Origin of the sequence: Kitasatospora sp. NPDC096128 (genome assembly GCF_040303105.1) — a bacterium.
Taxonomy (GTDB): domain Bacteria; phylum Actinomycetota; class Actinomycetes; order Streptomycetales; family Streptomycetaceae; genus Kitasatospora.
Genome location: NZ_JBEOSP010000010.1, coordinates 219,418 through 232,949, shown reverse-complemented (window position 1 = coordinate 232,949; position 13,532 = coordinate 219,418). Strand labels below are relative to the sequence as shown.

Annotated in this window: 12 protein-coding genes; 11 read left to right on the top strand and 1 reads right to left on the bottom strand. The window is 71.1% G+C overall.

The window, feature by feature from the left end; genetic code table 11:
* Positions 1-144 precede the first annotated feature (144 nt).
* The 11 genes from clsA (at position 145) to ABTY61_RS14570 (ending at position 11,850) form a co-directional block, all read left to right on the top strand.
* Positions 145-765, top strand: coding sequence for a cardiolipin synthase ClsA (clsA, locus tag ABTY61_RS14620; RefSeq protein ID WP_350505319.1), 621 nt, complete (start codon positions 145-147; stop codon positions 763-765).
* A gap of 124 nt (positions 766-889) precedes the next feature.
* Positions 890-3,385, top strand: a complete 2,496-nt coding sequence (locus ABTY61_RS14615; RefSeq protein ID WP_350505318.1) for a sugar phosphate nucleotidyltransferase — start codon at positions 890-892, stop codon at positions 3,383-3,385.
* Positions 3,386-3,575: 190 nt separating this feature from the next.
* Positions 3,576-4,649: a DUF881 domain-containing protein gene (locus ABTY61_RS14610; protein ID WP_350505317.1), complete on the top strand. Its 1,074-nt coding sequence runs from the start codon at positions 3,576-3,578 to the stop codon at positions 4,647-4,649.
* Positions 4,646-4,978 carry a small basic family protein gene (locus ABTY61_RS14605; RefSeq protein ID WP_030062488.1) on the top strand — a complete coding sequence of 111 codons (333 nt, stop codon included), beginning with the start codon at positions 4,646-4,648 and terminating at the stop codon, positions 4,976-4,978. Before ABTY61_RS14610 ends, ABTY61_RS14605 begins: the two co-directional genes overlap by 4 nt.
* A 274-nt stretch (positions 4,979-5,252) precedes the next feature.
* Positions 5,253-6,125: a DUF881 domain-containing protein gene (locus ABTY61_RS14600; RefSeq protein WP_502895313.1), complete on the top strand. Its 873-nt coding sequence runs from the start codon at positions 5,253-5,255 to the stop codon at positions 6,123-6,125.
* A gap of 226 nt (positions 6,126-6,351) precedes the next feature.
* Entirely contained in the window at positions 6,352-7,230 is an 879-nt protein-coding gene (locus ABTY61_RS14595) for an FHA domain-containing protein (protein ID WP_350505316.1), read from the top strand.
* A gap of 182 nt (positions 7,231-7,412) precedes the next feature.
* The gene (gene ftsR / locus ABTY61_RS14590; RefSeq protein WP_502895312.1) at positions 7,413-8,108 is read left to right on the top strand and encodes a transcriptional regulator FtsR; all 696 of its coding nucleotides are present in this window, start codon (positions 7,413-7,415) and stop codon (positions 8,106-8,108) included.
* A 97-nt stretch (positions 8,109-8,205) separates the two neighbouring features.
* Positions 8,206-8,682, top strand: a complete 477-nt coding sequence (locus ABTY61_RS14585) for a bifunctional nuclease family protein (RefSeq protein ID WP_030303568.1) — start codon at positions 8,206-8,208, stop codon at positions 8,680-8,682.
* Between the two features lie 223 nt (positions 8,683-8,905).
* Positions 8,906-9,550: a MerR family transcriptional regulator gene (locus tag ABTY61_RS14580; RefSeq protein ID WP_350505315.1), complete on the top strand. Its 645-nt coding sequence runs from the start codon at positions 8,906-8,908 to the stop codon at positions 9,548-9,550.
* Positions 9,551-9,696: 146 nt separating this feature from the next.
* Positions 9,697-10,368, top strand: coding sequence for a SanA/YdcF family protein (locus ABTY61_RS14575; protein WP_350505333.1), 672 nt, complete (start codon positions 9,697-9,699; stop codon positions 10,366-10,368).
* A 72-nt stretch (positions 10,369-10,440) separates the two neighbouring features.
* A complete protein-coding gene (locus ABTY61_RS14570; protein WP_350505314.1) occupies positions 10,441-11,850 on the top strand; it encodes a DNA polymerase IV in 1,410 nt (469 codons plus the stop codon).
* A gap of 174 nt (positions 11,851-12,024) precedes the next feature.
* Here ABTY61_RS14570 and ABTY61_RS14565 read toward each other — a convergent pair whose 3' ends face one another.
* Positions 12,025-13,515, bottom strand: coding sequence for an MFS transporter (locus ABTY61_RS14565; protein ID WP_350505313.1), 1,491 nt, complete (start codon positions 13,513-13,515; stop codon positions 12,025-12,027).
* Between the last annotated feature and the right edge of the window lie 17 nt (positions 13,516-13,532).

The following is a 13,532-nucleotide window of genomic DNA, read 5'->3' as shown; positions in this document are numbered from 1 at the left end:
GATGGTACTGCAGGGGGGACCCTGTGGGAGAGTAGGACGCCGCCGAACAATCATTCAGAAAAGCCCCCGCCGGGTGAACCGGGCGGGGGCTTTTCTGTTGTAGGGTCAACGTGCATTGTCGTGACACAGGACAGGAGGCCTCGGGTGGAGGTCCAGGAGACGCGGGTCCAGACCGATCGCGTCCTCACCATCCCCAACCTGCTGAGCATGGGCCGGCTGGTCGGCGTTCCGGTTTTCCTCTGGCTCATTCTGTGGCCCGTCTTCGATGGGCCGAAGAACGACGGGTGGGCGCTGCTGATCCTGATGCTCAGCGGGATCAGTGACTACCTGGACGGGAAGCTCGCCAGGCGGTGGGGGCAGATCAGCCGGGTGGGGCAGTTGCTGGACCCGCTGGCAGACCGGCTCTATGTGCTGTCCACGCTCGTCGGATTGACCTGGCGTGAGTTCCTGCCGTGGTGGGTGACGGCGATTCTGCTGGCCCGTGAAGTCTTCATCGCCTCGCTGTTGCCCATTCTGAACCGGCACGGTTACGGTCCGCTCCAGACGAGTTTCCTCGGTAAGGCCGCGACCTTCAATCTGATGTACGCGTTTCCGCTTCTGCTGCTCGGCGGCATCGACAGCTGGATCGCGCGGCCGGCCGAGGTGGTGAGCTGGGCCTTCATCTGGTGGGGGACCACGTTGTACTGGTGGTCGGCGATTCTTTACGCGGTGCAGGTGCGGCAGATCATCAAGGCGGGCCCCGCGGGCTCGGCGTCCACAGCCTGAGACGTGATCTGAGAGAAGTCCCACGCCGTCCCGGTGCGTCGGACGATACCTTCCGGGTAGAGAACCCTCTGGAACGGTTTGATGGACCTGCAGGTCCACCACCGCGAAGGAGGACGCACCCGTAATGAAAGCCGTAGTAATGGCAGGGGGCGAGGGCACCCGACTCCGCCCGATGACCTCCAGCATGCCGAAGCCGCTGCTTCCGGTCGCGAATATGCCGATCATGGAGCACGTGCTTCGGCTGCTGAAGCGGCACGGCCTCTCCGACACCGTCGTCACCGTCCAGTTCCTGGCGTCACTCGTCAAGAACTACTTCGGTGACGGCGAGGTGCTGGGCATGCACCTCACGTATGCCCATGAGGAGACGCCACTAGGCACTGCGGGGAGTGTCAAGAACGCCGAGGACGCGCTCAAGGACGACTCCTTTCTGGTGATCTCCGGTGACGCGCTGACCGACTTCAACCTCTCCGAATTGATCGACTTTCACCGCAGTAAGAACGCACTGGTCACGGTCTGTCTCACCAGGGTGCCGAATCCCCTGGAGTTCGGTATCACGATCACGGACGAGGACGGGCGGGTCGAGCGCTTCCTTGAGAAGCCGACCTGGGGGCAGGTCTTCTCCGACACGGTGAACACCGGTATCTACGTGATGGAGCCGGAGGTCTTCGACTACGTCGCGGCGGGTGAGTCCGTGGACTGGTCGAGTGACGTCTTCCCGCAGCTCCTCAAGGAGGGCAAGCGGGTCTACGGCTACGTCGCGGAGGGCTACTGGGAGGACGTGGGCACCCACGAGAGCTACGGCAAGGCCCAGGCGGACGTCCTGGAGGGCAAGGTCGAGGTCGAGCTCGACGGCTTCGAGATCTCGCCGGGCGTGTGGGTGGCCGAAGGGGCGGAGGTCGATCCGGAGGCGGTGCTGCGCGGGCCGCTGTACATCGGGGACTACGCCAAGGTCGAGGCCGGTGTGGAGATCCGCGAGCACACCGTGCTGGGCAGCAACGTGGTGGTCAAGCGCGGGGCCTTCCTGCACAAGGCGGTGGTGCACGACAACGTATACATCGGGCCACAGAGCAATCTGCGCGGCTGCGTGGTCGGTAAGAACACCGATGTGATGCGGGCCGCGCGGATCGAGGACGGCGCGGTGATCGGGGACGAGTGCCTGATCGGCGAGGAGTCGATCATCGGGGCCAACGTCCGGGTCTACCCGTTCAAGACCATCGAGGCCGGCGCCGTCGTCAACACCTCGGTGATCTGGGAGTCTCGCGGCCAGGAGCACCTGTTCGGTGTCCGCGGTGTGTCGGGCATCCTCAACGTCGAGATCACCCCGGAGCTCGCCGTGCGACTGGCGGGCGCCTACGCCACGACGCTGAAGAAGGGGGCCACCGTCACCATTGCGCGTGACCACTCGCGTGGTGCGCGTGCGCTCAAACGGGCGATGATTTCGGGGCTGCAGACCTCCGCGATCGACGTCCGCGACCTCGAGAACGTGCCGATGCCGGTGGCCCGGCAGCACACGGCGCGGGGGAGCGCGGGCGGGATCTTCCTGCGGACCACACCGGGGGTGCCGGACTCGCTGGACATCCTCTTCTTCGACGAGCGCGGGGCGGACCTCTCGCAGGCCGGGCAGCGCAAGCTCGACCGGGTCTACGCACGTCAGGAGTACCGGCGGGCGTTCCCGGGTGAGATCGGGGACCTGACCTTCCCGTCCAGTGTGTTCGACTCCTACGCGGGCAACCTGCTGCGGACGGTGGACACCACCGGGGTCCGGGAAGCCGGGTTGAAGGTGGTGGTGGACACCGCGCACGGCAGTGCGGGGCTCGTTCTGCCCAGCATCCTCGGCCGGCTCGGGGTGGAGGCGCTCACCGTCTCCAGTGGGCTGGACGAAGCGCGGCCGACCGAGGACGCGGAGACCCGGCGGGCCGGGCTGGCCAGGCTCGGTGAGCTGGTGGCCTCCTCGCGGGCGGCTTTCGGTGTGCGGTTCGACCCGGTCGGCGAGCGGGTCGCGTTCGTGGACGAGCTCGGCCGGGTGATCGACGACGACCGGGCGCTGCTGGTGCTGCTGGACCTGGTCGCGGCGGAGCGGCGCAGCGGCCAGGTGGCGCTGCCGGTGACCACGACCCGGATCGCCGAGCAGGTCGCCGCGTACCACGGCACCCAGGTCATCTGGACCACGACCACGCCGGACGACCTGGCGAAGGCGGCCTCCGCCGAGGGCACGGTGTTCGGCGGGGACGGGCGCGGCGGCTTCGTGGTGCCCGAGTTCAGCGGGGTGCTGGACGGTGCCGCGGCCTTCGTCCGGCTGGTCGGTCTGGTGGCGCGGACCCAGCTCACGCTGAGCCAGATCGACGCGCGGATCCCGCAGGCGCACATCCGGCGCCGGGACATCGCGACGCCCTGGGCGGCGAAGGGCATGGTCATGCGCTCGGTGGTGGAGGCGGCCGGCAGCCGGCGGCTGGACACCACGGACGGTGTCCGGGTGGTCGAGGCGGACGGGCGCTGGACGCTGGTGCTGCCGGACCCGGCCGAGGCGGTCACCCACCTGTGGGCCGAGGGCCCGGACGACGAGGCCACCGACGCGCTGCTGGACGAGTGGGCGGCCGTGGTCGAGGGTGCGGGGCGGTGACGTCCTGAGCGGACACGTCCTCTGATCGGATGAGGCCCTGAACGGCGGGGCGTGCGGTTCGATCCGCACGCCCCGTTGTCCGCTTTCACCTCATTCATAGTGGTCTGTCACTTTCCGTGGATGTGTGCGGCGTGTGTGCAGCTCAGGGGCCGTGCGCAGGGCCCTCCGCCGTCGTGGGACGATGGTCCGCATGCCAGCGACGCCGACGCCGAGTGCCCCGAACGGGCGGTACAACCGCCCGGACGCCTCGATGTCCCTGCTGACCAACGTGATGGACCACAGCCTGGACGAGGGGTACGCCGAGGCGGCCGCGGCCCGGGGCGGTGAGCACGACAGCCGGATACCCCGGACCATGCGCGGGCTGCTGACGCTGGGCGTCGGACTGGCGCTGGTCGGAGCGGTGGTGACGGTCGGCGCGGTGAACGCGCACAAGGCGGAGCCGACGCTGGCCAAGGAGCGGGACGCGCTGATCCACCGGATCAACGACAGCAACGGCTCGGCGGACCACCTGCAGAAGGAGGTCCAGGACCTGCGGCGCAAGGTCGACGACACCCAGCAGCAGGCGCTGCCCTCGGGGGACGGCGGCGCGGCCGGTCTGACCGGCGAGGTCGGGCTGGGGGAGGTGACCGGACCGGGGGTGAAGCTGGTCCTGGAGGACGCCGCCGGTACGGGCGGCGGGGGCAACGTCGACCCGCGGGCCGGACAGGGCTTCTCCAACAGCGGCCGACTGCGCGACCGGGACCTGCAACTGGTGGTGAACGGTCTGTGGGGATCCGGCGCGGAGGCCGTCTCGATCAACGGGCAGCGGCTGACCGCGCTGTCCGCGATCCGGGCCGCCGGTGAGGCGGTACTGGTGGACAACCGGCCGCTCGTGCCGCCGTACAACATCCAGGCGATCGGCGACGGGCCGAAGCTCCTGACCGCCTTCGAGAAGGACATGGCCGGGCAGTACCTGCGGCTGCTGGAGGAGAAGTACGGCATCAAGTCGACGCTCTCCACGCAGAAGAGCCTGACGCTGCCGGCGGCGGTCGGCGTTTCGCTGCGGACTGCCCAGCCCGTCATCCCCGAGGCCTCGCCCACGGCGACTCCGTCGGCGACTGCGTCGGGAGGGCCGGGCGGGACTCCGTCGGGGAGCCCGGGAACCTCGGAGAGCCCGACCGCGTCCGTTTCACCGTCCGCGCCCGGCGCCGGGCCGACCGCGAAGCGGCGTCCGTCCGGCGGATCCACCAAGACCACCACAGGGACAGGAGCAGCTAGACCGTGATTGCCGTACTGGGTCTCGTGATCGGGGTGGTCGTCGGACTCTTCGTCCAACCCGAGGTGCCCGACGCCGTCGTGCCCTATCTGCCGATCGCGGTGGTGGCGGCGCTGGACGCGGTGTTCGGCGGCGTCCGGGCGATGCTGGACGGGATCTTCAACGACAAGGTCTTCATCGTCTCGTTCCTGTCGAATGTGGTGGTCGCCGCGCTGATCGTCTTCCTGGGCGACCAGCTGGGCGTCGGCTCGCAGCTGTCCACGGGCGTGGTCGTCGTCCTCGGCATCCGCATCTTCTCCAACGCGGCGGCGATCCGGCGCCATGTCTTCCGTGCCTGAGCCGGGCCGCGAGGCGGCGGCGGAGGAAGAGGAGAAGGCGGAGGCGTCGGCGGTCGGGGAGACCGCTGCGGAGCCGGTCGGGAAGGCGTCGGAGGAATCCGAGGGGTCGGCGGCGGAGGCCGTCGAGGGGGCCGGTGCCGAGGACGGGGCCGGCCCGGAGGGGGCCGCGGCGCCTGACGAGCCGGCTGCTGAGCCGGCCGGGGCAGCGGCTGAGCCGGAGAAGTCTGACGCCGAGGCTGCGCTTGAGTCCGTGGCCGAGGAGCCGGCGCCGTCGGTGCGTCTGGCGAAGCCGCTCGCGCCCGAGCCGGAGCCCGTACCCGGGCCCGAACCCGCCGCGCCCGGTGCCGGTGGGCCGTCGGAACCCGAGGGGCCGGAGGCTGCCGAGGAGCTGCCCGCCGAGGAGCCGCCCGCTGCGGACCGCAGCGCCGGTCGGCGGCGGTTGAAGGCGGCGGTCTGGCCGCCGCGGCTGTCGCGCGGGCAACTGGTGGTGGCGCTGCTGCTGTTCTCGCTCGGTCTCGGGCTGGCCATCCAGGTGCGTTCGACCAATGACCACCACAACCAGCTGCGCGGGGCCCGGCAGGAGGACCTGGTCCGGATCCTCGACGAACTGGACAGCCGTCAACAGCGTCTCCAACAGGAGAAGGCCGAGCTCGAGCAGTCCCTGGGCAAGCTGGAGAACAGCTCCAACCAGGCCAAGGAAGCCCAGGAGCAGACCAGGAAGAAGATGACGGAACTGGGTGTGCTGGCCGGTACGGTCAAAGCCACAGGTCCGGGCATCGTCCTCACGGTCGATGACCCCCAAGGGCTGGTGAAGGCAGATATGCTGCTGGACACCCTGCAGGAACTTCGAGCGGCGGGGGCGGAGGCGATTCAGATCAACGATGTGCGCGTGGTGGTCAACACCTACTTCACCGACCTGTCGGGCGGTGGGGTGCAGATCGACGGGAAGAAGGTCTCGCAGCCCTATCGGTTCACCGTCGTGGGGAACCCGCAGGACCTGACGCCCGCGCTGAACATTCCGGGAGGCGTCGTCCGCACCCTGGAGAGCCACCAGGCGCGCGCGACGATCACCCAGCAGCAGAAAGTCGTCGTCGACGCCCTCGTGGATCTGAAGACGCCGCAGTACGCCAAGCCGGCTTCGAAGTGACGGGGCGCTCGACGAACGGCCCGTCACGGGCGGGCGGCACCCGGTGCGGGGTGCCGCCGTCGCGTGGGAGAGACTGGTTCGCACCAGTACGCTCCGTAGCACCAACCGCAGCACCACACGTCGGAGTACCACTCCAGCAGGCCCGAGCCGCAACCGGGCCCGCAGCCTGTCCGAGGTTCTCACCCTGCCCCGCGGGCGGGTCTGTCACACGCAAGGGGATTCGCCCGTGAGTTTCTTCTCGAAGTTGTTCGGTCGCAACAAGGGCCGCGACGCGGCCGCCGTCGAGGCGCCCACCGCGCGGCACCGCCGCTCGGAGGACGAGCCCGCGGTGCCGGGCATGCGTCCCGCGCCCGAGGCCGCGCCGTACGCCGGACAGCAGCTGTACCGGGACGGCGCCGCGCAGTACGCGGGGAATCCGGCGGGTTACGGCGCGTCGGTTGACCCCTCCGGCGACCCGCGCATAGGTTTCCCGTCAGGACCCTCAACCTCTGGTGGAGGGTTTGCTCCGGACCCGTACGCCGGGCACAACCCGTCGGGTGTGCCGCGCCAGGAGGCTGTGAACATGGCTGGCCCCACTCCGTGCCCCAGGTGCGGCAACCAGAATCCGGCCGCGGCCCGCTTCTGTTCCAACTGCGGTACGGCGCTGCGCGGCGGGCTGCTGCCGGAGGGGGCGGCGGAGACCACCTCGACGATCTCGATCTCGGGCCTGGAGTCCTACGACCCCTCCACCACGACCGGCACCGGCACCACGCCGGCGCTGTCGGCCGAGGTGCTGTCGGCGATCGACGCGCTGCCGCCGGGCTCGGCGCTGCTGATCGTCCAGCGCGGTCCGAACTCGGGCAGCCGGTTCCTGCTGGACTCGGACGTCACCACGGCGGGTCGTCACCCGCAGGGTGACATCTTCCTGGACGACGTCACGGTCTCCCGGCGCCACGTGGAGTTCCGCCGCACCCCGGCCGGGTTCAGCGTCGCGGACGTGGGCAGCCTGAACGGCACCTACGTCAACCGGGAGCGGATCGACGAGGTGCCGCTGAACAACGGCGACGAGGTGCAGATCGGGAAGTACCGGCTGGTGTTCTTCGCCGGCCACAACCGGGGGTACTGAAAGCAACGTCGGTAGGAGCCCGAGTGAATACGAATACCCCTTCCTCTTCTCTCGGGGCGGCCAACCCCGCATCGTCGTCCGGTCCGCAGGCGGACCGCGGCGGTCGCGGGGTGGTCGCGGGCCCCAGGCAGCCGCTCCGCCCGGACCGGCCCGTCGGCCGGCTGCGCGGCGGTGACGAACTGCTGAGCATCGGCGCGGTGCTGGCCTACCTGCGCGACGACTTCCCCGAGGTGACCATCTCCAAGATCCGCTTCCTGGAGGCGGAGGGGTTGGTCGAGCCGCAGCGCACCCCCTCGGGGTACCGCAAGTTCAGCCCCGCCGACGTGGAGCGACTGGCCTACGTGCTGCGGATGCAGCGGGACCACTACCTGCCGCTGCGGGTGATCCGTGAGCACCTGGACGCGATCGAGCGCGGCGAGGCCCCGCCCGCGCTGCCGCCGGCCGCCGACGCCCGGCCCGGCCCGATGGAGGAGGCCGACCGCGAGCTGATGGCCTCGTCCGAAGTCCCGGCCGGGGTGCGGCTGGGACGGGCCGAGCTGCTGGCCGCCGCCGAGGCGGGCGAGCCCGAGCTGGTGGAGTGGGAGTCGTACGGGCTGGTCGCGCCGGGCCCGGACGGCGGGTACGACGGAGAGGCGCTGCAGGTGGCCCGGCTGGTGGCCGAACTCGGCCGGTACGGGCTGGAGCCGCGGCACCTGAGGGCCATGAAGGCGGCGGCGGACCGCGAGATCGCCTTGGTGGAGCAGGTGGTGGCGCCGTTGCGGCGGCACCGGAACCCGCAGACCCGGGCGCACGCGGAGGCCACCGCGCGGGAGCTGGCGACGCTGTCGGTACGGCTGCACGCGGCCATGGTCCAGGCCGGTCTGCGGGCCCGGGGGTAGTCCGCGAAGCGTCCTCCGGACGGCCGGTGCACCGCGCTGACCAGCGGCGTCGGCCCTGCGCTTTCATATCCGGGGTCGGAGCCATAGGGTTGCCTGTGTGAATGAGCTCGACGTCGTGGGTGTCCGAGTGGAGATGCCTTCCAACCAGCCGATCGTGCTGCTTCGGGAGGTCGGGGGAGACCGGTACCTGCCGATCTGGATCGGCCCCGGCGAGGCGACCGCGATCGCCTTCGCCCAGCAGGGCATGACTCCGGTGCGCCCGCTGACGCACGACCTGTTCAAGGACGTCCTGGAAGCGCTCGGCCAGCAGCTCACCGAGGTCCGGATCACCGACCTGCGGGAGGGCGTGTTCTACGCCGAGCTGGTGTTCGCCGGCGGGGTCGAGGTGAGTGCCCGGCCGTCCGACGCGATAGCGCTGGCCCTGCGGACCGGTACGCCGATCTACGGGAGCGAGGAGGTGCTCGCGGAGGCGGGCATCGCGATCCCGGACGAGCAGGAGGACGAGGTCGAGAAGTTCCGCGAGTTCCTCGACCAGGTGTCGCCCGAGGACTTCGGGGGCAGCGGCCCGCAGTAGGGCGGACGGGGCTGGTCGGCCCTTCAGCGTGCCGTTTTGCCAAAAACCGTCCATCTACCCACACTAGGGGCACGAAAAACCACTCTCCTGAGTGATGTGGTTTGTCTGGCCCGGCGTGGCGATCGTTGACGGGTCATAGGGGACTGCCTACCGTCAGGAGTGGCTGTCCGGGTGGCCGATGCCCGCAGTCGGTTGCCCGCAGCACGAGTGGACGGAGGTAGGCATGAGCAGCACCGGCGATGACGCGGCCGTGGGAGGCCTGTGCACCGTGCACGTGCCGCGCACCGCTCGCACCGTGTCGGAGCGGCCCAGGACGGGCAGGTTCCCGGCCGTACAGCCGGGCCAGCCCGCGATCGAGCGGCTGGCCCCGACGTCCGAACTGGTCGGCTTCCGCGGCCCGACGGCCTGCGCGGCGGCCGGTATCACCTACCGCCAGCTGGACTACTGGGCCCGCACCGGACTGCTGGAGCCCAGCGTCCGCACCGCGTACCCGGCGACCAGTCAGCGGCTCTACAGCTTCCGCGACGTGCTGCTGCTCAAGATCGTGAAGCGGCTGCTCGACGCGGGCGTCTCGCTGCAGAACATCCGGGTGGCCGTCGCCCACCTGCAGGCGGCCGAGCAGGCCGACCTGGCCGGGCTGACGCTGATGTGTGACGGCGCGACGGTGTACGAGTGCACCACGCCGCAACAGGTGGTCGATCTGCTGAAGAGCGGTCAGGGGGTGTTCGGCATCGCGGTGGGAGCGGTCTGGCAGGAACTGGAGCTGACCCTCGGGCGGCTGCACGCGGAGCGGACCGACACCGGCGAGACGCTGGTCGGCGAGGATCCGGCGGACGAACTGGCGCAGCGGCGCAACCGGGCGGTCTGACCGGGAGCACTTCGACGGGGCCGTGGGCCGGGACGGGGAACCGTTCCGGCCCACGGCCTCGTCGTGTTGCCTGGACACGATCGAGGGAGGGGCACGTGGAGGTCGGCACCGGGATATCGGAGCTGTTGCGGCGTCGGGCCGGCGGGATGCGGGCGCGGCTGCGGGAGCGCCGGACGCAGCGCAGGGTCTTCCAGGTGACGACGGTGCTGTGCTCGCTGGCGCTGGCGCCGAGCGCCTGGCTGTGGTTCGCGGCGGGGGACCGGGTGGGCACCGTGGAGAGCGCGCCCTCGGCGCCGGTGGCGGTGGTCTTCGGTGCCGGACTGGACCAGGGCAAGCCGTCGCCGTACCTGGAGCACCGGCTGGTGGCGGCGCTGGACCTGTACCGGACGGGCAAGGTGAAGGCCGTCCTGGTGACCGGGGACAACGGGCGGATCGACTACGACGAGCCGGACGCGATGTACCGGTACCTGACCGGGCACGGGATCCCGGGGGACCGGGTGGTCCGGGACTACGCGGGCTTCGACACCTGGAACTCCTGCACCCGGGCGCACCGGATCTTCGGGGTGGACCGCGCGGTGCTGGTCAGCCAGGACTTCCACGTCCGCCGGGCGCTGGCGCTGTGCGAGGCGGCGGGGATCGACTCGTACGCGGTCGGTGTGCCGGAGCTGCACGACACCACCTGGCTGTACGGCGGGCTGCGGGAGGTCGCCGGGGCGGGCAAGGCGGCGGTCAACGCCTGGCTGCGGCCCGACCCGGTGTTCCTCGGGCCCAAGGAGGACGGCATCCCGAAGGCGCTGGCGGAAGCGGCGCAGCGGTAGCGGCGGGCCGGCGGGCGCGGGGCGTCGGCCGGGTTCGTACGCACTGTCGGACCCGTGCGCGATGATCGGCGGGTGCGATCTCTGCCGAGCATCATCCACCTCGACATGGACGCCTTCTTCGCGGCGGTGGAGCAGGCGTCCAAGCCGAGCCTGCGCGGGAAGCCGGTGATCGTCGGCGGGCTCGGCGGGCGCGGGGTGGTCTCCACGGCCTCGTACGAGGCGCGCCGGTTCGGGGTGCACTCGGCGATGCCGATGGCGCAGGCGCGGCGGCTCTGCCCCAACGCGGCCTTCCTGACCGGGCGTTTCGAGGCGTACCGGCAGAACAGCGAGATCGTGATGGGGCTGCTGCGCCAACTGTCGCCGCTGGTGCAGCCGCTGAGCCTGGACGAGGCCTTCGTCGACCTGGAGGCCGGTCCGTACGGCCCGGTGCTGTCGGAGGCGGACCACGAGACCGGGGAGCGGCTGGTGCTGGCCCTGGCGGAGGACCTGCGGGCGGACATCCGGCGGCTCACCGGGCTGACCGGTTCGGTGGGGGCGGCGGGCTCCAAGCTGATGGCGAAGATCGCCTCCGAGCAGGCCAAGCCGGACGGGCTGGTGCTGATCGAGCCGGGGGAGGAGCGGGCGGTGCTCGGCCCGATGCCGGTCCGGGCGCTGCCGGGGATCGGGCCGGCCACCGAGCAGGTGCTGCGGCGGGCCGGGCTGAGCACGGTGGCGGACCTCGCCGACGCGGGTGAGGCGGAGCTGGTCCAGTTGCTCGGGCGGGCGCACGGCGCCGGGGTCTTCCACATGTCGACAGGGCTGGACGAGCGGCCGGTGGTGGCCGATCAGGACGCCAAGTCGGTCTCGGTGGAGGACACCTACGAGGTGGACCTGGCCGACCGGGACCGGGTGCTGCGGGAGGTGGAGGCGCTGGCCGGGCGCTGCGTCCGCCGGCTGCGGGCGGCCGGGCGTTCGGGGCGGACGGTGGTGCTCAAGGTGCGGCGGTTCGACTTCTCGACGCTGACCCGCTCGGAGACCTTGGGCGGGCCCACCGACGACGAGGCGGTGATCACGGCGACGGCGCGGCGCCTCGCCGAGCAGGTGGACATCACCGGTGGGGTCCGGCTGCTCGGCGTGGGTGTGGCCCAACTGGCCGACTACACCCAGGAGGACCTGTTCGCGCAGGCGCTGCGGGAGGAGGCGGCCGAGCACGCCGAGGTGGTCGAGGCGGCGGTGGCCGAGGAGGAGCCGCAGGAGGTCGTGGTGCGGCGCTGGATGCCCGGGCAGGACGTCCGGCACGCCGAGCTGGGGCCGGGCTGGGTGCAGGGCAGCGGGGTGGGGCGGGTGACCGTGAGGTTCGAGACGCCGTGGAGCGGGCCGGGGCGGGTGCGGACCTTCGCGGTGGACGATCCGGCGCTGGAGCCGGCCCGGCCGCTGCCGCTGCGCGAGCCCGAGCCCGCGTCTGGGGACGAGAACCTCGACGGGGACGGTGAAGGCGTCTGAGGCGGGCACGGGGGCCCGGGGTGGTGCCGGGGAACGCGGAACGGCCCCACCCGGTAGGAAGTACCGGATGGGGCCGCATACCGTGCCGGACCCCGGGCGGTCGTGATGCCCTCGCGACCGAGCGGAGGCCGGGCCCGCGCGTCCTGTCCCTGAGCGCGCGGGCCGGACGCCTCGTCAGGCGTCGGTCTTGGCCAGCTGGGGGCTGGAGTCCTGCCGGGCCGCGCCGCCGACGACCGTGGCGGTCGGCTTGGCGGTGCGGATCAGGAACGGGACGGCGCCGGCGATGATGCAGACGACGGCCGTGACCCAGAACGCGTGCTTGTAGGCGTCCAGGGTGGGCAGCAGAATCGGCATCTTGATCGGGAGCTTGATGGTGTCGCCGGTCAGGATGGCGGTCATCACGGCGGTGCCGATCGCGCCGCCGACGGTGCGGAGCACGGAGTTCATGCCGTTGGCGATGCCGCTCTGCTCGACCGGGACGGCGCCGTTGATGAAGGCGGGCATCGCGGCGAAGGCGAGGCCGATGCCGAGGCCGAAGATCGCGGAGGCGGTGTAGATGTCGCCTTCGGCGCTGTGGCGCAGGGCCAGGTAGGCCATCGCGATCGCGCCGAGGACGCCACCGAGGACCAGCGGCAGGCGCGGGCCGCGGCGGGCGATCAGCAGGGCGCCGATCGGGGCGGCGATCATCGAGCCGATCGCGGACGGCAGCAGCATCACACCGGCGTGCAGGACGCTCGCGGTGAAGCCGTAGTGGGCCAGCTTCTCCGGGGTCTGGGCGAAGTTGCTGATGACCATGAACGAGCCGTACATGCCGAAGCCGATCAGCAGGCCGGCCAGGTTGGTGAAGGCGACGGCCGGGCGGCCCATCATCTTCAGGTCCACCAGCGGGTGGGCGACCTTGGTCTCGATGACGCCCCAGATCAGGGCGACCACCGCGGCGACGGCGAACAGGCCGAGGGTCTTGGTGGAGGTCCAGCCCCAGTGGTTGCCCTGGCTGACCGCGACCAGCAGGGCGGAGAGCCAGCCGGCCAGGGTGATCGCGCCGAGCGGGTCGGCGCCGCCCTCCTTGTCGGTCACCGGGTCGGTCGGGACCCGGAAGGCGACCAGGGCGACCGCGAGCAGGCCGAAGGCCAGGCCCATCCAGAAGATCGACTTGTAGTTCCAGTGCTCCAGCAGCAGGCCGGTCGCGACCAGGCCCAGGCCGGAGCCGACGCCCATCGAGGCGCTGATGGCGGCGACGCCGCCGGTCACCTTCTGCTTGGGCAGCTCGTCCCGGACGATGCTGATCGCCAGCGGCATCACGCCACCGCCGGCGCCCTGGAGGACGCGGGCGACGATCAGCCAGGTGAAGGAGTGGGTGCAGACCGCCAGCGCCGAACCGGCGACCAGGCCGGCCAGCGAGATCAGCAGCATGGGCTTGCGGCCCCGGAGGTCGCCGAAGCGGCCCAGCAGGGGAGTCAGCACGGCGGCGGACAGCAGGTTGGCGGTCATCAGCCAGGTGATGTTCGACCCGGAGACGTCCAGTTCCTTGGCCAGCGACGGCAGGATCGGGACGACCGCGGTCTGCACCACGCTGAACGACAGCATCGCCAGGATGAGGGCCGGCAGGACCCGGGCGTTGCTCTGCTTCTCGGCCGCGGTGGTGGGCTGTGGTGCCTCACTCACGGTTGCTTCCTCCCGTA